Annotated in this window: 19 protein-coding genes and 1 pseudogene; 8 read left to right on the top strand and 12 right to left on the bottom strand. The window is 70.5% G+C overall.

Annotated features, from left to right (window positions below):
* Positions 1-51: 51 nt before the first annotated feature.
* The gene (locus tag QA861_RS46025) at positions 52-1,335 is read right to left on the bottom strand and encodes an adenylosuccinate synthase (RefSeq protein WP_334595134.1); all 1,284 of its coding nucleotides are present in this window, start codon (positions 1,333-1,335) and stop codon (positions 52-54) included.
* 195 nt (positions 1,336-1,530) lie between these two features.
* On the opposite strand from QA861_RS46025, the gene QA861_RS46020 reads away from it, so the two are divergent.
* The 3 genes and pseudogenes from QA861_RS46020 to QA861_RS46010 form a co-directional block, all read left to right on the top strand.
* A complete protein-coding gene (locus QA861_RS46020) occupies positions 1,531-2,421 on the top strand; it encodes a diacylglycerol kinase family protein (RefSeq protein ID WP_334595133.1) in 891 nt (296 codons plus the stop codon).
* Between the two features lie 159 nt (positions 2,422-2,580).
* Positions 2,581-3,303: a hypothetical protein gene (locus QA861_RS46015; RefSeq protein ID WP_334595132.1), complete on the top strand. Its 723-nt coding sequence runs from the start codon at positions 2,581-2,583 to the stop codon at positions 3,301-3,303.
* Between the two features lie 43 nt (positions 3,304-3,346).
* Positions 3,347-3,670: pseudogene (locus tag QA861_RS46010) on the top strand (amino acid permease); the annotation flags it as partial.
* 136 nt (positions 3,671-3,806) lie between these two features.
* Here the strand turns inward: QA861_RS46010 and QA861_RS46005 are convergent.
* Entirely contained in the window at positions 3,807-4,301 is a 495-nt protein-coding gene (locus QA861_RS46005; RefSeq protein ID WP_334595186.1) for a class I SAM-dependent methyltransferase, read from the bottom strand.
* On the opposite strand from QA861_RS46005, the gene QA861_RS46000 reads away from it, so the two are divergent.
* Entirely contained in the window at positions 4,302-4,643 is a 342-nt protein-coding gene (locus QA861_RS46000; protein WP_334595184.1) for a type II toxin-antitoxin system VapC family toxin, read from the top strand.
* Between the two features lie 136 nt (positions 4,644-4,779).
* Here QA861_RS46000 and QA861_RS45995 read toward each other — a convergent pair whose 3' ends face one another.
* Complete coding sequence (locus tag QA861_RS45995; protein WP_334595131.1) at positions 4,780-5,292, bottom strand: GbsR/MarR family transcriptional regulator; 513 nt, start codon at positions 5,290-5,292, stop codon at positions 4,780-4,782.
* 74 nt (positions 5,293-5,366) lie between these two features.
* On the opposite strand from QA861_RS45995, the gene QA861_RS45990 reads away from it, so the two are divergent.
* From QA861_RS45990 to QA861_RS45980, 3 genes are all read left to right on the top strand, one after another.
* Positions 5,367-6,293, top strand: coding sequence for an ABC transporter ATP-binding protein (locus tag QA861_RS45990; protein ID WP_334595130.1), 927 nt, complete (start codon positions 5,367-5,369; stop codon positions 6,291-6,293).
* Positions 6,290-7,921 (top strand): ABC transporter permease, encoded by a 1,632-nt coding sequence (locus QA861_RS45985; protein WP_334595129.1) that lies wholly within the window; start codon positions 6,290-6,292, stop codon positions 7,919-7,921. The genes QA861_RS45990 and QA861_RS45985 overlap by 4 nt, the downstream gene beginning before the upstream one ends.
* Positions 7,922-8,006: 85 nt before the next feature.
* Complete coding sequence (locus QA861_RS45980; RefSeq protein ID WP_334595127.1) at positions 8,007-8,261, top strand: hypothetical protein; 255 nt, start codon at positions 8,007-8,009, stop codon at positions 8,259-8,261.
* On the opposite strand, the gene QA861_RS45975 is transcribed toward QA861_RS45980, so the two are convergent.
* Positions 8,227-9,444 (bottom strand): cytochrome P450, encoded by a 1,218-nt coding sequence (locus tag QA861_RS45975; RefSeq protein ID WP_334595125.1) that lies wholly within the window; start codon positions 9,442-9,444, stop codon positions 8,227-8,229. The two genes, QA861_RS45980 and QA861_RS45975, sit on opposite strands and share 35 nt — an antisense overlap.
* A gap of 176 nt (positions 9,445-9,620) precedes the next feature.
* Between QA861_RS45975 and QA861_RS45970 the strand changes: the two genes are divergently transcribed.
* Positions 9,621-10,766 (top strand): lipid II:glycine glycyltransferase FemX, encoded by a 1,146-nt coding sequence (locus QA861_RS45970; RefSeq protein WP_334595124.1) that lies wholly within the window; start codon positions 9,621-9,623, stop codon positions 10,764-10,766.
* Positions 10,767-10,838: 72 nt separating this feature from the next.
* Here QA861_RS45970 and QA861_RS45965 read toward each other — a convergent pair whose 3' ends face one another.
* From QA861_RS45965 to fbaA, 8 genes are all read right to left on the bottom strand, one after another.
* A complete protein-coding gene (locus QA861_RS45965; RefSeq protein WP_334595122.1) occupies positions 10,839-11,516 on the bottom strand; it encodes a response regulator in 678 nt (225 codons plus the stop codon).
* Complete coding sequence (locus QA861_RS45960; protein ID WP_443041701.1) at positions 11,513-12,898, bottom strand: sensor histidine kinase; 1,386 nt, start codon at positions 12,896-12,898, stop codon at positions 11,513-11,515. The genes QA861_RS45965 and QA861_RS45960 overlap by 4 nt, the downstream gene beginning before the upstream one ends.
* Before the next feature lie 161 nt (positions 12,899-13,059).
* Entirely contained in the window at positions 13,060-13,965 is a 906-nt protein-coding gene (locus QA861_RS45955; protein WP_334595121.1) for an alpha/beta hydrolase, read from the bottom strand.
* Positions 13,966-14,234: 269 nt separating this feature from the next.
* Complete coding sequence (gene kynU / locus QA861_RS45950; RefSeq protein ID WP_334595120.1) at positions 14,235-15,449, bottom strand: kynureninase; 1,215 nt, start codon at positions 15,447-15,449, stop codon at positions 14,235-14,237.
* Entirely contained in the window at positions 15,442-16,287 is an 846-nt protein-coding gene (locus QA861_RS45945) for a tryptophan 2,3-dioxygenase family protein (RefSeq protein ID WP_334595119.1), read from the bottom strand. Before QA861_RS45945 ends, kynU begins: the two co-directional genes overlap by 8 nt.
* A 169-nt stretch (positions 16,288-16,456) precedes the next feature.
* Complete coding sequence (locus QA861_RS45940) at positions 16,457-16,873, bottom strand: DUF3151 domain-containing protein (protein ID WP_334595118.1); 417 nt, start codon at positions 16,871-16,873, stop codon at positions 16,457-16,459.
* Between the two features lie 102 nt (positions 16,874-16,975).
* Complete coding sequence (locus QA861_RS45935) at positions 16,976-18,493, bottom strand: MFS transporter (RefSeq protein ID WP_334595117.1); 1,518 nt, start codon at positions 18,491-18,493, stop codon at positions 16,976-16,978.
* A 77-nt stretch (positions 18,494-18,570) separates the two neighbouring features.
* Positions 18,571-19,602: a class II fructose-bisphosphate aldolase gene (gene fbaA, locus QA861_RS45930; protein ID WP_006376068.1), complete on the bottom strand. Its 1,032-nt coding sequence runs from the start codon at positions 19,600-19,602 to the stop codon at positions 18,571-18,573.
* Positions 19,603-19,647 lie beyond the last annotated feature (45 nt).

The following is a 19,647-nucleotide window of genomic DNA, read 5'->3' as shown; positions in this document are numbered from 1 at the left end:
CAAAGGTGGGGCACCCCCATGTACGGGGTGCCCCACCTCTGGTTTTCTGTGTCAGATGAACGAGTTGATCTCGATCGTCTCCGTGCGGCCCGGTCCGACACCGATCGCTGAGATCGGTGCGCCGGACATCTCCTCCAGCGCCTTCACGTACGCCTGGGCGTTCTTCGGGAGGTCCGAGAACGACTTGGCCTTCGTGATGTCCTCCGACCAGCCGGGGAGGGTCTCGTAGATCGGCTTCGCGTGGTGGAAGTCGCTCTGGGAGTACGGGAGTTCCTCGACGCGCTTGCCGTCGATCTCGTACGCCACGCAGACCGGGATCTCCTCCCAGCCGGTGAGGACGTCGAGCTTGGTGAGGAAGAAGTCGGTCAGGCCGTTCACGCGGGTCGCGTAGCGGGCGATGACCGCGTCGAACCAGCCGCAGCGCCGGTCACGGCCGGTGGTGACGCCCCGCTCGCCGCCGATACGGCGCAGCGCGGCGCCGTCCTCGTCGAAGAGCTCGGTCGGGAACGGGCCGGCGCCGACGCGGGTCGTGTACGCCTTGAGAATGCCGATGACCCGGCTGATCTTCGTCGGGCCGACGCCCGCACCCGTGCAGGCGCCGCCCGCCGTCGGGTTGGACGACGTGACGAAGGGGTACGTGCCGTGGTCGATGTCCAGGAGCGTGCCCTGGCCGCCCTCGAAGAGGACCACCTTGTTGTCGTCGAGGGCCTTGTTGAGGACCAGGACGGTGTCGGCGACGTACGGCTTGAGGCGGTCCGCGTAGGTGAGGAGTTCCTCGACGATCTGGTCGACCTCGATCGCGCGGCGGTTGAAGACCTTGGTGAGGAGCTGGTTCTTGCCGTCCAGCGCCGCCTCGACCTTCTGCGTCAGGATCGACTCGTCGTAGAGGTCCTGGACCCGGATGCCGACCCGGTTGATCTTGTCGGCGTACGTCGGGCCGATGCCTCGGCCCGTCGTGCCGATCTTCCGCTTCCCGAGGAAGCGTTCCGTCACCTTGTCGACGGTCACGTTGTACGGGGTGATGATGTGAGCGTTACCGCTGATCAGGAGCTTGGACGTGTCGACGCCTCGCTCGTTCAGCCCGTTCAGCTCGGAGAACAGGACCGACGGGTCGACGACGACGCCGTTGCCGATGACGGGAGTGCATTCAGGTGTGAGGATTCCGGAAGGGAGGAGGTGCAGGGCGTACTTCTGATCGCCCACGACTACCGTATGGCCGGCGTTGTTGCCGCCCTGGTAGCGCACCACATAGTCCACAGACCCGCCAAGCAGGTCTGTGGCCTTCCCCTTACCTTCGTCACCCCACTGAGCACCGAGCAGCACAAGTGCGGGCACGCGCGTACACCCCTTCCGGGCGGGGCATGTCCAAGGCCAGGGGCGTACGCGTCTGAGCTCACGGCTCATGCCTCGTACACCGGCGACCATCGTCGGCCGCAACCTGTCGGACCCGGATGCCCCGGAATAGACCAAGCCCCTGGCGCAATAGCGCAAGGGGCTCTTGCACAAAGATGCTACCCGAGGAAGCGAGGCATGACCGAGGTGGCGACTTCCGACCAGCTTTTCGTGGTCATCGACCCGGTCGCCCGGCGGACGGACGGCGAGTCTGTACGAATCGCGAAAGACGTGCTCAGCGCGGGTGCGAGGACAAAGGTGTGCCTCCCGGAAGGGCCCGAGGAATTCGCTCGGGCACTGGCCAGGAGAGGGTCCCGCAGGCCGGTGGTGATAGGCGACGACCGGGCCCTGCTGCGTACGGTGGCCCTGCTGCACCGGCAGCGGGAGCTGGCCGGATGTGCGCTGTCCGTCGTCCCGGTGGGGGCGATCGGTGTCCTGTCCCTGGCCCGTTCGCTGGGTGTGCCCATGGGTGCGGTGGCGGCGGCACGGGCCGTCCTGGAGGGCGCCGAACGCCGGCTGGACCTTCTCGTGGACGACAGCGACGGCGTGGTGGTGGGCGCGGTGCGCATTCCGTCGCTACGGGGGCCGGCCGACGACGCCGGTGAGCTGGAGGCCGAGGAGGCCGCCGGGGCCGCGTCCCATCCCTGGCTGCGGACCTGCCAGTCCCTGGTACGGACCCTGGCGGCACGGCCCGTCCGAGGGGCGCGTGGTCCCCGGATGGCCCCGGTACCGGGCAGCCTCGGGCCGTCGCGGCTGCGCGTCGAGGTGGACGGGGTGACCCTCGTCGACCTGGACCAGCCGGTGGAGACGGTGACCCTGACCCCGGGAAGGTCCGGAGACGTACGGGTGGAGGTCCGTCCGGTGTCGGTGGGCGCGGAGGCGTCTCCGCTGGTGGCGGTGGGGTCGCGGGTGACGGTGTCGGGGGCGGATTTCCGGTACCGGGCGGATGCGGGGCTGGTGAGTGGGCCTGTGCGGCGGCGGACGTGGGTGGTGCGGGAGGGGGCGTGGGGGCTCACGTTGCCGGGGTAGCGCGCAGGCCGCCGATCGGGCCCCTTAACCCACACTCCAAAGGATCTCAACACCCTTCTTAATTACGGCTTGATATCACCTGTACCTGACTGTCGAGATACCGCACGCTGTCCGAAAGTTGAACTTGTCATGTCCGCACCCTAAAAGGGAGGCTGGCCGATGGAACGATGTACGTTCACACGGCGCGCGGTATTGGCTGCGACGGCAGGCGGGATCGCAGCGCTCGGGTCCGGACCACTCGGTGGCACCGCTCAGGCGGCGACGGGTTCGGCGGAGCGACTGGCCGCCGACCCGCCGACCGGGACGGTGCGGGTGTTCTGGCTCAGGCCCACGGACGTGGCGAACGACTCGCGGTACCCCAACGGCATCACCAGCGTGATGCAGGAGTCGCAGCGCTACTACCGTCAGGAACTCGGCACGACGTTCAAACTGAACAACCCTGCCGTGGAGGTAGTCCAGGGAAACCATCCCCGGTCCTGGTACGAGAACACGGCGAACGGCGGCGAACAGTACTGGTGGGTGGTCTTCAACATGCAGCAGGAACTGCTGACCAGGTTCGGTCTCAGATCCCCGGACCCGCGCTGGCTGTGCGTCGGCGAGATCAGCGCGGAGAAGGCGGGCGTCTCCGGTGGCGGTGGAGGCGGCGGCTGGGTGATCCTCAGCGGGCATGACGCCGACGGCGCCGCCGGGACCAACGGTGCGATGAACCGGTGGTACGGCGGCATGGTGCACGAGTTGGGTCACGCCTTCGGCCTGCCCGACTCCTCGCGCACCGACGGCACACCGATGTCCGCCTCGTTCTACGACTACCCGAACTGCCACTTCGACGAGCAGCAGAAGAACGGGATACGAAACGGCCCCTACGGCCGCTTCCTGTCCTGAAACACGGCGCCGAACCCGGCTCCCTGTCGCCCGTCACGTGACGATCCTCGCCGTCCAGGCCGTCTGCTCCTTCGCGGTCCTGGCCTACTTCCGCAAGAACCACCCGGAGAGCCGCCACTGGTTCCGCACGTTCACGGCCCCCCTCATCGGCGGCGTGGCGATGCTCGCGGTGGTGGTGCTGCTGGTGTCCAAGATGGTCGTCGCGGCGGGCACGGAGTCGGGCTCACTGGTCCTCAGGTCGACACCATGGCTGGTCGCGCTGATCGCGGCAGCCAGCATCGGCTACGCCACCTACCTCAAGCACTTCGCCCCCGAGCGGTACGCGCTGCTGGGGCGGACGGTGCTGGAGGAGACGAAGGAGCGTTGACGGTACGGGAGTTGAGGCGCGAGTTGAGCACACCCTCGGCCGGGACCGACGCACCGCACCTGCGTCAGCCCTGGTGCCGGGGGCTCGTGGTGCGGTTCGGTCGGGGGCCCGACCGATAGTTCCTTGCGGGACTGCCTCAGCAACGGGCGGCACGCACCAGGAGTGTTCCGGTTCTGCGGTTTCCCTCGGGGGCCGGGATCACTTCCGCGGTCACGTCGGTGAACCCGTTTGTCCTCAGGCGCTCGGCCCAGGTCTCCCGGGTGTAGTCCCAGCGCTTGACGACCAGCGGTTCGGGGTCGTCGTGCCGGTTGATGTACGACGCCTGGCAGCCGTAACAGCCCTCGATCGCGGGCCGCTGGGAAAACGTGAAAGTCCCGCCCGGGGAGAGCCGGTCCCGGACCGCCGGCAACAGGGCGTCGGGGTCGGTGAACCACACCGCGCCGAAGACCGAGTACACCGCGTCGAACCGCTCGCCGCATCCGGCCAGGTAGTCGATGGCATCACGCTGGTGAAGCTCCAGGCCGCCCCACCGCTCGCGGGCCGCGTCGTCGAACTCCTCACCGACTCCCGGGATCTCCGGGTCAAGGTCGCGACGCGCCTCGCCAACGACGCCACGTATGTCGGGCGTCATCTGGATACGGGAACCGTCCGCGCCCACTTCCTTCCGGATGCCCTGTGCGCCCCGGCACACCTCGACTTCGAGGTGGCGAAGGTCATCCGCCGCCTGTACGTGCGCCGTGAGCTGACTGAAGAGCGTGCGGGAGCGGCCATGGAGGCCCTCACCGAATTGCCGATCCGGCGCATCCCCCTCGCCGACCTCCTTCCACGCGTGTGGGAGCTGCGTGACAACGCCTACACCGGCGACGCCCTCTATCTCGCTCTCGCCGAAGAACTCGGCTGCCCTCTTGTCACCACGGACAGCAAGCTCGTGGGCGTGCCAGGGCATCACGCGAACGTCGAGACGCTCACTTAGCTCGCGCGGAGCCAACCCGGATCGGATCGGACAGCTTCCCACCGCGCCGGCTCTGTACGGAGAGGCCGAGCTCCCCGGCTTTGGTCCCGGCCAGGAAGGCGCGCCGGCCGGGGCCCCCGACGCAAAGTGATGAGCGTCAGCTGCCCTGGCCAAAGGTCCTGGCGCGCTCCTCGCGCCAGCGGTCCATCAGGTGGGTGAGCTCGCCCTGCATGTACTCGAAGAAGGCGAGCGTCTCCGAGATGCGTCGGCCGCCGGGGGTCTCGGCGCCGAGGCTGTCGACGCCCACCCTCAGGGTCTGCTCCCAGCGCTTGAGGATGGCGTCGCGGTTGGTCAGCGCCTCGTACCACTGGTCGCTGTGCACCCGGTAGCGCTCACGCCGCGAGCCGGGTTCACGCTCCCGCGAGACCATGTGCACCTGGGACAGGTAACGCACCGCGCCGGACACGGCGGCCGGACTGACCTGGAGCTGCTCGCCGAGTTCCGCCGAGGTCAGGGCGCCGGCGTCGGAGGCGAGCAGCGCGGCGAAGACGCGGGCGGCCATGCGCTGCATCCCCGCGTCGACGAGCTGGGCGGCGAAGCCCTCGACGAACCGGGACACCGCCTCGGGATCCCGCCCCGCCACACTCTCGCCCGCACCGGTTTCCGTCATCCGTAAAGTGTAACTGTCATTTCACACACTTCCTTAACTTCACAAATTTCTGAAGTAAGCGTACGTTCGGAAACATGACGAAGGTCAGCCCCGCCATCGAGGTATCCGGACTCCACAAGTCGTTCGGCAGGACACACGCCCTGGACGGTCTCGACCTGACCGTGGAGACCGGCGAAGTGCACGGCTTTCTCGGCCCCAACGGCTCCGGCAAGTCCACGACCATCCGCGTCCTGCTCGGCCTGCTGCACGCCGACTCGGGCACCGCACGCATCCTGGGCCGGGACCCTTGGGCGGACGCGGTCGAGGCGCACCGCCGGATCGCCTACGTCCCCGGCGACGTCACCCTGTGGCGCAACCTCTCCGGCGGCGAGGTCATCGACCTGTACGGCAGGCTGCGCGGCGGCCTCGACCCGTCGCGCCGCGCCGCCCTGATCGAACGGTTCGAGCTGGACCCGACCAAGAAGGGCCGGACGTACTCGAAGGGCAACCGCCAGAAGGTGGCGCTGGTGGCGGCGTTCGCGTCGGACGTGGACCTGTTGATCCTCGACGAACCGACCTCAGGGCTCGACCCGTTGATGGAGGAGGTCTTCCAGGCCTGCGTGGAAGAGGCCCGGGACAGGGGGCGTACGGTCCTGCTCTCCTCCCACATCCTCAGCGAGGTCGAGGAGTTGTGCGACCGGGTCAGCATCATCCGCAAAGGCCGGACCGTCGAGAGCGGCTCCCTCGCCGACCTGCGCCACCTCACCAGGACAAGCATCACGGCGGAACTCGCGGGCGCACCGAACGGGTTGGCCCACCTGCCCGGCGTCCACGACCTCGACGTACAAGGACAACGGGTCCAACTCCAGGTCGACACCCACAAGTTGGACGCGGTACTGCGCTCACTCACCGAGTCGGGCGTCCGCTCGCTGAGGTCGACGCCGCCGACGCTGGAGGAGTTGTTCCTGCGCCACTACCAGGACGCCCCGGACGCCCCGGCCGAGGAGAAGCTCCCGCGATGACCACAACGACGACCACGACCACAGGCACCACGACACCCTTCGCCGTACGGTCCGGAGGCGCGCGCCAACTGGCGGGCACCGGCACGCTGTTGAGGTTCAACCTGCGGCGCGACCGGGTGATGATCCCAGTGTGGGTCGCGGTGACGGCCCTCATGGTCCTCTCCCTCCCGGGCTCCTTGGAGAGCGTGTACTCCACCCCGGCCGAACGCGCGGACATCGCCCGCCAGTTGTTCACCAACAGCTCGCTGCGGGCCACGTACGGCCCGGTGTTCAGCGACTCGATCGGCGGTCTGACCGCCTGGCGCATCGGCGGTTACGCGGCGATCCTCGCCGGCATCATGAGCCTGCTCGTCGTCGTACGGCACACCCGTGACGAGGAGGAGAGCGGACGCCAGGAACTGATCTCGTCGGCGATGGTGGGCCGCCGCGCCCCTCTGACGGCGGCCCTGCTCACCGCCCTGGTCGCCGACACCGTGCTCGCGCTGCTGATCGCGGGCGGCCTGGCAGGCCGGGGCGCGTCGGGCGCGCTGGCGCTGGGTCTGGGCATCGGGGGCGTGGGAGCGGTCTTCGCCACCCTCACGGCGATCGTCGCGCAGTTCACGGAGAGCGCGCGACTGGCGAAGGGCCTGACGGGCGGCCTGCTCGGCGTGGCGTTCGTGCTGCGCGCGGCGGGCGACTCCGCGACGAACGACGGTTCGTCACCGCTCACCTGGGTCTCGCCCATCGGCTGGCTGGAGAACGTCCGGCCCTTCGCGGACGAACGGTGGTGGGTGCTGGGCCTGTTCGTGGCCGCGACCGCGCTACAGGGCTGGCTGGCCTACGAGTTGGCGGGCCGCCGGGACGTCGGCATGAGCTTCCTCCCGACCCGGCCGGGACCGGCGACCGGCCGCCTGCGCACTGCGGGCGCGCTGGCCTGGCGCCTGCAACGGGGCACGGTCCTCGGCTGGAGCATCGGGTTCTTCACGGCCGGGGTCGCCTTCGGCGGGCTGACGAAGGGCGCGGCGGACCTGGTCGGCGACAACGCCAGAACCCGGGAGATCATCGAGCGGATGGGCGGCCAGTCCGGCATCGAGAACGCGTTCCTCGCCACGATGGCCGGCATGTTCGGCATGGTGGCGGCGCTGTACGTCGTCGCGTCGGTACTCCGGCTGCACGCCGAGGAGACGTCACAACGGGCCGAGCCGATCCTCGCCAACGCGGTGGGACGACTGCGCTGGGCCGGCGGCCACCTGGTGATCGCCTTCGGCGGCGCGGCGTGGATCCTGCTGCTGAGCGGCCTGGGCCTGGCCCTCGGATACGGCGACGACCTCGGCCCGGTGCTGGGGGCGAGCCTGGTACAGGTCCCGGCGGTGTGGGTGCTGGGCGGACTGGCGGTCCTGCTGTACGGACTGTCGCCCCAACTTGCCCTCGGAGCCTGGGGTGTTGCCGGGTTCGCGCTGCTGGTGGGCTGGATCGGCCCGGCGCTGGACGTGCCGCAGGGGGTGCTGGACCTGTCACCGTTCGGGCATCTGCCGAAACTGCCGGGCGGGGCGATGGCCTGGGGGCCGGTGCTGGCCCTGACCGGGGTCGCGGTGGTGCTGGTGGCCGCGGGGCTGGCGGGGATGCGGCGACGGGACATGGCGACGTAGAACAGCGACCACCGCAGCCCCGGGAGCAGTCCTCGTGTGCCGAGCCGGGGGAACCTTCACCTCCGCAGGCGCGTCCCTCGCAGACATGGGACAACGCGCGCAGGCCGTCGCAGGATGTCTGACCGTCGCCCTCGGGGTGGGCGGCGGGCTCACGGTGTGGGCCGTCAGGGCTCAGGGGCGGGTCCGGCGCTTCGAGCAGGGACCCGACTGGAGTGTCTTCTACGCCGAGCTGCCGTTGCTGTTCCTCGCCGGGACCGCCGCCGGGCTCGTCGCCTGGGCGGTCGCACGGGGACTCGGCGCCCGGCTCAGAGATCGACGCTCAGGCCCTCCAGCCCCCTGATCACGAAGTTCGGCTTCCGGGCCGGTTCCGCCGCCAGGCGCAGTCCCGGCGCGCCCTTGAGCAACGCGCCCATCGACGCCGCCAGTTCGATCCGGGCCAGCGGTGCGCCGATGCAGTAGTGGATGCCCGCGCTGAAGGAGATGTGCGGGTTCTCCGTGCGGGTCAGGTCCAGTGAGGCGGGGTCGGTGAACACCTCCGGGTCGTGGTTGGCGGAGCCGAAGAGCAGGGCGACCTCGCTGCCTCTCGGGATCACCGTGCCGTCGATCTCGATGTCGTCCAGCACCCAGCGTTCGAAGAGCTGGAGCGGGGTGTCGTAGCGCATCAGCTCCTCCACGGCGGAGGGGATCAGGGAGGGGTTCGCGCGCAGCGCCGACAGCTGGGACGGGTTGCGGAACAGCGCCCACCAGCCGTTCACCGTCGCGTTGACCGTCGCCTCGTGGCCCGCGTTGAGCAGGAGCACGCACGTCGAGATCATTTCCTGTTCCGTCAGCCGGTCGCCCTCGTCGTACGCGGCGATCAGGCCCGAGATCAGGTCCTCGCCGGGCTTCTCGCGGCGGGCCGCGATCAGGTCCCGCAGATACTCCGTGAACTCCTCCGACGCCCGTACCGCCTTCGCCGCCGTCTCCTCGGACGGGCTCAGCTCGTACATGCCGCAGATGTCCGCCGACCAGGGTCGCAGCGGCGCCCGGTCGCTCTCCGGGATGCCCAGCATCTCGGCGATCACCGCGACCGGCAGCGGCTCCGCCACGTCCGTCAGCAGGTCGCCGCCGCCCGCCTTCACGAGCGCCGACACCAGGTCGCCCGCCAGCTGCTCCACGTACGGCTTCAGGCCTTCCACCGTGCGCGGAGTGAACGCCTTCGACACCAGACGGCGGATGCGCGTGTGGTCCGGCGGCTCCAGGTCCAGCATGCCGTGGTCGTTGAGGGTGTGGAACGGCTCGTGCTCCGGCGGGGGCGCCGTGCGGCCGAAGTCCTCGTGGGTGAAGCGGTGTTGGTAGGTCCGGCCGAGGCGGCGGTCGCGCAGCAGCGCCGAGACGTCCGCGTGGTGCGGGACCAGCCACTGGTTCGTGGGTTCGTAGTACACGACCCGGCCCCGAGCCCGCAGTTCGGCGTACGCGGGGTACGGGTCCGCGACGAACGCCGGGTCCCAGGGGTCGAAAGCGAGGTCAAAAGCAGCTGCCATGCACGGACGCTAGCCCGAGCCACCCCCATCTGACCAGGGACGTCCCACCGTACGGCGACGCGGGCCGCCGGAGGGCGGAGTTCGGCTCCCCGTCGGCGAACCTTCTCCCGCGGGCTCTTGACCCGCCCGGTGATCCCCGGCTTAGGGTGGCCGCCCCCGAACAGGAGTACCCACCCATGACCAGCCTGTACGTGCGGGAGATCACGCGGGAGGAGCATCTGGCCCATCTGCTGCTGTCTCCCGACGCGAGCCATCTCCAGATCCCCGAGTGGGGCGGCGTGAAGCCCGACTGGCTGCCGGAGAGCGTCGGCTGGTTCGAGGACGAGGCGATGCCCGTGGGCGGGGCGATGGTCGCGGCGGCGCTCGTCCTGTACCGGCCACTGCCGGGGACCCGGCGCTATCTCGCGTACCTTCCCGACGGACCCGCGATCGACTGGCGGGCCCCGCGGCTGGAACGCTGGCTGGACCCGCTCGTCGCCCACCTGGAGCGGATCGGGGCGTTCTCGGTACGGATAGGACCACCCCTGGTCGTACGCCAGTGGGACGCGGCCACCGTCACGGCGGGCCTCGCCGACCCCGGCGTACGACATCTGCACGATCTTCCCGTGGCGGAGATCGACGGCCGCGCCCTCGACGCCGGGGAGCGGCTGCGGCGGCTCGGGTGGCGGCCGTGCGCGGAGGACGACGGCAGCGGTTTCGGCCTGGGCCAGCCGCGCTTCGGCTGCCACATCCCACTGGCGGGGCGCTCGGTGGACGACCTTCGTGAAGCTCTCGCCCCGCACTGGGAACAGTCGTTGGTCACGTCCGAGCGGGCGGGCGTCCGGGTCCTGTGGGGCTCGGACGCCGACCTGCCCGACTTCCACCGCCTGTACGCCGCGACCGCCGCCCACGACGGCTTCAAGGCACGCCCATCGGACTACTTCCGGCGCATGTGGCGGGCCCTGAACGAGGAGGACCACGACCGGCTCCGCCTCTACCTCGCCGAGTGCGACAGTCAGGTGCTCTCCGGTGCCCTCATGATCAGCGTCGGCTCCCGCGTCTGGCACTCGTACGCCGCGTCCGGCCGTCTGGGACGCGAACTGCGGCCCAGCAGCGCCCTGTTGTGGCGCATGCTGTGCGACGCGCGGGCGGCGGGCGCCGAGACGTACGACCTGCGTTCCATCACCCCCGCCCTCACCGAGGACCGCCTCCTCGGCCGGCTCCGCTTCAAGACGGGCGCCGGCGGCCGACCCGTGGAGTACCTCGGGGAGTGGGAACTACCGGTGGGCAGCCAGGGCCGGATGCTGCAGCGGGCGCTGCGCGTCTACCTCGGGCGCAGATGACCCGCCTCGCCCCGTTCCCACGTCACCCACCCTGTCCCGTACCCATGTCGCCCACCCTGCCCCGTTCCCATGTCACCCCGGCGTCACCAGTCGTGCCTCGTACGCGAACACCGCCGCCTGCGTACGGTCCCGCAGGCCCAGTTTCACCAGGATGCGGCTGACGTGCGTCTTGATCGTCGACTCGGCGACCACCAGCCGCCCGGCGATCTCCACGTTCGACAGCCCCTGCGCGATCAGCACGAGCACCTCGGTCTCCCGATCGGTCAGCTCGCCGTACGCCGCCTGCGCGCCCGGCAGATAGCGCGGCGCCTCGGCGAGTTTCGAGAACTCCGTGATCAGGCGCCGGGTGACCGAGGGGGCGAGCAGCGCCTCACCGGCGGCCACCACCCTTACCCCGTCCGCCAGTTGGCGTGCGGAGGCGTCCTTCAGCAGGAAGCCCGACGCGCCCGCCCGCAGCGCCTGGTACACGTACTCGTCGAGGTCGAACGTCGTCAGCACCAGGATCTTCGCCGTGGCGTCCGCCGCGACGATCTCCCGGGTCGCCTCGATACCGTTCAGTTCGGGCATCCGGATGTCCATCAGGACGACGTCCGGGGCGAGTTCACGCACCCGGTCCACCGCCTCCCGGCCGTTCACCGCCTCGCCGACGACCTCGATGTCCGGCATCGCGTTCAGCAGTACGGAAAAGCCCTCACGGACCATCATCTGGTCGTCCACGACCAGCACGCGGATCATACGGGCGGGGCTCATGCTCCCTCTCCGTCCTCGCCCGTGGTGCTCGCCACCGGGAGGAAGACCGTGACCTCGTAGCCCCCGTCGGCGGCCGGGACCGTCGTCATCGCGCCGTTCAGCATGGCGACGCGCTCGCGCATCCCCGTGAGGCCCTGGCCTGCGCCCTCGGTCGGAGTCTGCTTCACGAACGACACCTCCGCAGCGGGGCCGTTGACGACCCGAAGGCCCAACCCGCCGAGCACGTAACCGATTTCGACCCGTGCGCTGGCGCCCGGCGCGTGCCGGAGCGTGTTGCTGAGCGCCTCCTGCACGATCCGGTACGCCGACAGCTCGACGCCCTGCGGGAGTTCACGTACCGCGCCCGTCACCACCTTGTCGACGGCGAGACCCGCGTCCCGCACGTTCGTGAGGAGCCCGTCGAGGTCGGCCAGGGTGGGCTGCGGGGCGTCGGGAGCCTCGTAGTCCTCCGCGCGTACGACGCCCAGGACCCGGCGCAGCTCGGTGAGCGCGGCCACCGCGTTCTCGCGGATCGTCGCGAAGGCCTTCGCCAGTTCCTCGGGCGGGTTCTCCACCCGGTAGGGCGCCGCCTCCGCCTGGATGGCGACGACCGACATGTGGTGCGCGACGACATCGTGCAACTCGCGGGCGATGGTGGTGCGTTCCTCCAGCAGGGTGCGCTTGGACCGCTCGTGCGCTGTCACCGTCTGCTGGGCGGTCACCTCCTGCTCGGCGGCCCGGCGCACCAGCAGCACGGTCACCACGAGCAGTGACAGTGCGGAGACGAAGAGGAAGGGAACGAGGTTGCTGACGAAGTAGTAACCGTCGTAGAGGGCGTCGTGGGACGCGTCGGCGGCCATGCCGTACGCCACCGTCAGCACCCACATCCAGGCGGCCGTACGCGGCCGGGTCCGAGCGGCGACGACCGTCAGCACCACCAGGTGAGCGACGAAACTCGCGGGCCTCCAGGGCCAGTCGCCGCTGTATGACGGGCCGAGCGCGGCGACGATCGGGATCGACACCAGGGAGAACCAGAAGGCGCCTGCCGGCCGGACCAGCGTCAGCAGGATCGGCCCCAGCGAGAAGACGGTCATCACCAGCGCTCTGCCCGAATTCCCGTCGTTGTCGGCGAAGGACACGAACATGGCCAGCAGCCCGGCCGCGCCCACCAGGGCGTGGGGCGTCCAGACCGCATAGTGGCGCAGCCGCCGGGGCAGCACCCATGCGATCCGGCCGGGCTTGTTCCTCGGGGGCAGCGGGCGGTAGGCGAAGGCGTCGTCCAGCAGGTCCGCGCGCAGCCCGGCCAGCGCGTCCATGGCCAGCCGGAACTCGGGGCTGCGCGACAGACCCTCGCCAGCCGGCTTCAGCTCGGGATTCGTCTGCATATAGGTCGTCTCAGTCACATACAGCAAGGTAGGCGGCGGGCGGGCCCCGGTCGTCAGCAGTGAGAGGGGTTCTCCGCCGTCCGTCTCAGGTACTACGGCGCCCGCCGGGAGACGGCTACGAGGGGGACCCACGTGTTCCGCGAGCGTACTCGGTCCCTCCCCACCTCACCCGTGCTCACTCACCAGGCCAGCTGGGCGATCTCCTCCGCGACCACCGCGCACGCGTCCGCCACCGGGTCGATCAGCGGGAAGTGACCGACGTCCGCCAGCAGGGTCACTCCGACCACCTCGCCGGCCTTCGCCGCCGCGTCCGCGTACGACTCGGCGACGATCTCCGGTACGACCGTGTCGGCGCGCCCCTGTACGAGGGTGGTCGCGATGCCGGTGGGGAGCAGCAGCGCCGGGTCGGCGTAGGGCTGCCGCTCGGCGAACTCCCCTTCTCCGCCCAGGAGTTGATGTACGGCGCCGGAGCAGACGTCCAGCTTCGCGGCGACGCCGAAGTCCGCGATCGGGGCGAGGGCGACCACACCGCGCAGCGGGGCGGGACGGGCCAGGAACCAGGGCGCGTCGGTCGGGAGGAGGTGCCGGGCGGCGACCCACAGGGCCAGGTGTCCGCCCGCCGAGTGCCCGGTGACGACCATGCGGCGCGGGTCGGCCTGCGGAAGGTGGGCCGCCGCGAGCGCGGGCAGGGCGTCCAGCCCCGCCGCTATGTCGTCGAAGGTGTCGGGCCAGCGCCCGGCGACGGCGGGGTCGTCCGTGCCCCGCCGGTACTCCACGTTGGCCACGGCGAACCCGCGCCGGGCCAGGAACCCGGCGAACGGCGTGATGTGCCGACGGTCGTACGGCGCCCGCCAGGCACCTCCGTGCACCACGACGACCAGCGGCGCGCTCCTGTCGTCCGGCAGTGACCGGGGGCCCTGCGGGGCGTAGAAGTCGATCACCTGGTCGGGGTGGTCGCCGTACGCGGCGGTGGCGTCGGGGTCGACGGGCGGGTGCGAGAAGGCCGACTCCTCTTCCGCCGCGCGCGCGGCCGAGGCACCGGCCCCCGCGGCGCCGTGCTCCCGTGCTACGGCATCGTCCGGCATGCTCCAACCTCTCAGCGACGTAAAGGATTTGGCGGACCTGGAGATGATCCGGCCGTCGCCGGGGACGCTATCAGCCCCGTGACATGCGTTGACACGCGGAAGTCACGCACGGTGTGCGTCCCCGGCTCCGGCCGCCGCACCCGCGCCGCGAAGGCGGCCAGCCCGTACGGCGGCGACGGCCGGCGCGTGCTTCACGCCGACCGTCGCCGATTACGTCCGAGCCCGAGTCCAAGCCCCAACCTGGACCCGAGCCCGAGTCCGAACAGAACTCAGCCGGCGACGACCTCGCCCAGCACCCGGGCCGCCCGCTCCACGTCCGCGAACCCGACGTACAGCGGCGTGAACCCGAACCGCAGCACGTCCGGCCGCCGGAAGTCACCGACGACGCCCCGCTCGACGAGCCGCGCCATCACCTCACCGGCGTCGGAGCACCGCAGCGCGATCTGACTCCCGCGCTCGGCATGCGCGTCCGGCGTCACCGACTCGACGCGCCCCTCCGGGACGTACTCGTCGACGCACTCCAGGAAGAAGTCGGTCAGGGCGAGGGACTTGGCCCGTACGGCGTCGATGTCGACCCCCTCCCACACCTCCAGCGCCGACTCCAGCGCGAGCATCGAGAGGATGTCCGGCGTACCGACGCGCCCACGTGTCGCACCCGGGGCGGGGGCGTACTCCGGCCGCATGCCGAAGGGGTCGGCGTGCGAGGTCCAGCCCGGCAGGGGCGAGTCGAACCGCTCCTGATGCTCCTGACGGACGTACAGATAGGCGGGCGAACCGGGCCCGCCGTTCAGGTACTTGTAGGTACACCCCACGGCGAGGTCCACCCCGTGCTCGTCCAGCCCGACCGGCAGGGCGCCCGCGCTGTGGCACAGGTCCCAGACGGCCAGGGCACCGGACGCGTGGATAGCGGCCGTGAGGGCGGGCAGGTCGTGCAGCCGACCCGTGCGGTAGTCGACGTGGTTGAGCAGGACAGCGGCGGTACGCTCACTCAACTCCCCTGCCACAGCGCCCGGTTCGAGCGCACGCAGGGTGCAACCGGTCATCCGGGCGGCGGACTCGGCGATGTAACCGTCGGTGGGAAAGGTGTTGGCATCGACGAGAATCTCGTCACGACCACTCCCCTCACCACCCTCCGCCAGCCTGACAGCACCCACAAGTGCCTTGAAAACATTGACACTTGTCGAGTCGCCTACGACGACCTGTCCGGCCGCCGCACCCACCAGCGGAGCGATAAGGTCACCGATCCGCTCGGGCGCGGTCCACCAGCCGCTCTCGTCCCAGGACCGGATGCGCAGCTCGCCCCACTCCCGGCGCACGACGTCGTCGAGCCGGCCGGGGACGGACGCGGGCAGCGCGCCGAGCGAGTTCCCGTCCAGGTAGGTGACGCCGTAGTCGAGCACGAACTTGGCGCGTACCTTGGCGAGTTCGTCGCGTGAGTCCAGTCCCGCGGCGACCTCCGTCTTCGAGGGCAGCAGCTCAGACATGGGACCTCGCCGTCCACAGCTCGGGGAACACGTTCTTCTGCGCCCGCTTCTCCAGCCAGGCGACCCCGGCGGAGCCGCCGGTACCGGCCTTGGCGCCCATCGCCCGCCGGGTGGCGACGAGATGGTCGTTGCGCCAGCGCCACACCAGCTCGGCGACGTTCGTCAACGCCTCACCGAGACGGGCGAGTTCGGCCTCCGGGTCACCGGAGTAGAGGGCGGTCCAGGTGGCCTCGACCTCGGCCGAGGGCTCGTACCGCTGGGACACGTCCCGGGACAGGACAGCGTCCGGGACGGCGTACCCGCGCCGGTCGAGCAGCCTCAACACCTCGTCGTACAGGCTCGGTTCGTGCAGCGCCTTCTCCAACTCGGCGTACACACGGGGAGCGGCGCGGTGCGGTACGAGCATCGACGCGGACTTGTCGCCGAGCAGGAACTCCATCCGCCGGTACATCGCGGACTGGAACCCGGAGCCCTCACCGAGGGCGGCGCGGTACGAGTTGAACTGGGCGGGGGTGAGCTGGGCGAGGGGGCGCCACGAGGCGTTCAGCGCCTCCAGCTCACGCACGGAACGCTTGAGGGCGGCGACGGCGGTGGGCACGTCGTCGCCGCGCAGAGCCTTCGCGGCGGTCTCCCACTCGTGCACGATGACCGTGAACCACAACTCCATGACCTGGGTCGTCACCAGGAAGACCATCTCGCCGGGGTCGTCGGAGAGGGTGTGCTGGAGGTGGGTGAGGACGTCGGCCTGGACGTAGTCCTCGTACGGGGTGGTACCGGCGAAGTCGAGATGCGGGGTCTCGGGCTCCGAAGCCTCGGGGGGCTGGGCCTGGAGGGACATCGCTGTCTCCTGTTGTACTCAGGGTAGCGGTCCGCCCCTGCCGAATTCCGACACGGGGGCCCCGGTCCCCGGGGCATTCAACACAATCGTGCCCTGAACGCGCAAGGCCCGCCTGTTCACCATCACAGACGGGTCTCGCGCTACGGACAGCTGGCTGACAGGCAGGTGACTACTGGCCGAGCGTCTGGGCCGCGGTCGGGGAGGAGTCCTTCAGGAACTGGGTGCAGCGCTCGTACTCCTCCTGCTCGCCGATGGAACCGGCGGCGCGGGCGAGGGCGTGCAGGGCCCGCAGGAAGCCACGGTTCGGCTCGTGCTCCCACGGCACCGGGCCGTGCCCCTTCCAGCCGGCGCGGCGCAGGGAGTCGAGGCCGCGGTGGTAGCCGGTACGGGCGTAGGCGTACGACTCCACGACGCTGCCACGCTCGAACGCGTCGTCGGCGAGCTGGGCCCAGGCGAGGGAGGAGGTGGGGTACTTCGCGGCGACATCGGCGGGAGCGGTGCCGCCCGCGAGAAGCTCGCGGGGCTCGGGGTAGTCGGGAAGGTGGGTGGGGGGCGGACCGCCGAGCAGGTTTTCGTGAAGGCTCATGGGTTCCAGTCTGGGGTATCGGGGAACCTTTGCTTCGCGCCGGGCCGCACCTCCATCCGGGCCGGCACCTCCAGCCCGTCCGGCGTTTGAGGACGAGGCCGTTCAGGCCGAAGGGGGGCCTGGGGGCACAGCCCCCAGAGGACGGTCACCCTCACCCTCCTCCACCGCCCCCACCCCCTCCAGCGGCGGAGCCGTGACGCAGCCGTGCGTCCGGCACTCCGGAGCCGCACACCCCACCCCCGGCCTCCGCACCGTCACGAACGCCACCACCGACCCCACCACCAAAATCCCCGCACACACGACCATCGCCCGCCCGAACGCCTCGTCGAACAGCGCCCCCGACCGGTACGCCTCCGCGCCCATCCCCGTGACCAGCGGCAACGCCGCCACCGCCACCAGCCCCGCCGCTCGCGCCGCCGCGTTGTTGACCCCGCTCGCCAGCCCCGCCCGCTCGGTGCCGACCGACGCCAGCACGCTGGACGTGAGGGGCGCGACCAGCGTCACCATGCCCAGCCCGAGCACCAGCACGGCGGGCAGCACATCAGCGACGTACGACGCCCCAGGACCCACCCGCAGCATCAGCAGCATCCCGGCCGCACACAGCAGCGGTCCCACCGTCAGCGGCACGCGCGGGCCGATCCGCTCCGCCAGTTCACCCGAGCGTGCCGACAGCAGCAGCATCAGGGCGGTCGTCGGCAGCAGGGCCGTACCGGCGCCCAGGGCCGAGAACCCGGCCACCACCTGGAGCTGGAGCGCGGAGAGGAAGAAGAAGCCGCCGAAGGCCGCGTACACGCACAGGGTGACCAGGTTGACGGCCGTGAACTGGCGCGAGGCGAAGATGTCCAGCGGCATCATCGCGTCCTCGGCCCGCCGCCGCTCGACGTACACGAAGGCCACGCCCACGGCGACCCCCACCACCGCCACGAGGACGACGAACACGGAACCGGACCTGGCCTCGATCAGCGCGTACGTCACCAGGGCGAGCGCCAGGGCCCCCAGGACCGCGCCGAGGACGTCGAAGCGCCCGTGCCGCGTACGGCCGTCGCCGGACTCGGGGACATGGCGTACGGCGATGGGGGCGCAGAGCAGCGCCACCGGGACGTTGAGCAGGAAGACCCACCGCCACCCCGGGCCGTCCACCAGCCAGCCGCCCAGGAACGGCCCGACGGCCGCGCCGATGCCCCCGAAGCCGGACCACAGCCCGACCGCCCGCCCCCGGTCGTCGGGGTGGAAGGAGGCCTGGATGAGGGCGAGGGAGCCGGGGGTCAGGAGCGCGCCGCCGATGCCCTGCAACGCGCGGGCGGCGACGAGGACGCCGGCGTTCGGGGCGAGGCCGCAGAGCAGGGAGGCGACGGCGAACCACACCACCCCGATCACGAAGACCTTGCGTCGGCCGTACCGGTCGCCGAGCGAACCGCCCAGCAGGATCAGCCCGGCCAGCGTCAGCATGTACGCGTTGACCGTCCACTGAAGGGCGGCCAGATCGGCGTCGAGGTCGCGGCCGATGCGAGGCAGCGCGACGTTCACGACGGTCGAGTCCAGCAGGGCCATGCTGGAGCCGAGGACGGTGGTGAGGAGGATCCACCTGCCCTGGGGTGAGGAGAGTCGCACGTCGGACATGCCCCAGGTATACAGCGAGCCCGGCGCCGTAGACAGACGCCGAGCTCGCGGAACCACCGAAGGGAAGGCCCGGTGGGCTACTTGATCTTCGTGCCCGCCGACCGCAGGTCCTGCGTGGCCACGACGACACGCGCGGCCATGCTCGCCTCGGCCAGCTTGCCCCACGTACGCGGGTCGTACGTCGACTTGGAGCCGACCTCGCCGTCGACCTTCAGGACGCCGTCGTAGTTGCGGAACATGTGGTCGGCGACGGGACGCGTGAACGCGTACTGCGTGTCCGTGTCGAGGTTCATCTTCACGACGCCGTTCTCCAGCGCGGTGGCGATCTCCTCCGCCGAGGAGCCGGAGCCGCCGTGGAAGACGAAGTCGAACGGCTGGGAGCCGGCCGGCCTGCCGTACTTGGCGGCGACGCCCTCGTTCAGCTCCTTGAGGAGGTCGGGGCGCAGGACGACGTTGCCCGGCTTGTACACACCGTGGACGTTGCCGAAGGACGCGGCCAGCAGGTAGCGGCCCTTCTCACCGAGGCCGAGGGCCTCGACCGTACGCAGGGCGTCGTCGACGGTGGTGTAGAGGGAGTCGTTGATCTCGTGGGAGACGCCGTCCTCTTCCCCACCCGTCGGCGTGATCTCGACCTCAAGGATGATCTTCGCGGCGGCGGCGCGGGCCAGCAGCTCCTGCGCGATGGACAGGTTGTCGGCGAGGGTCTCCGCCGACCCGTCCCACATGTGGGACTGGAACAGCGGGTTGCGGCCGGCCTTCACGCGCTCCTCGGAGACGGCGATCAGCGGACGTACGTACCCGTCGAGCTTGTCCTTCGGGCAGTGGTCCGTGTGCAGGGCGACCGTGACCGGGTACTTCTCGGCGACGATGTGCGCGAACTCGGCCAGGGCCACGGACCCCGTGACCATCTCCTTGCTGAACTGACCGCCGAGGAACTCCGCACCACCCGTCGAGATCTGGATGATGCCGTCGCTCTCCGCCTCCGCGAAGCCGCGCAGCGCAGCGTGCAGGGTCTGGGTCGAGGTCACGTTGATGGCCGGGTAGGCGAACTTGCCTGCCTTTGCCCGGTCGAGCATCTCGCTGTAGACCTCAGGGGTTGCGATGGGCATGTGTCCGCTCCTCGTGATGTGCGGGTTGGCGATCCGAAGATCTGG

Source organism: Streptomyces sp. B21-083 (assembly GCF_036898825.1).
Taxonomy (GTDB): Bacteria; Actinomycetota; Actinomycetes; order Streptomycetales; family Streptomycetaceae; genus Streptomyces.
This window is presented reverse-complemented; position numbering and strand designations above follow the sequence as displayed.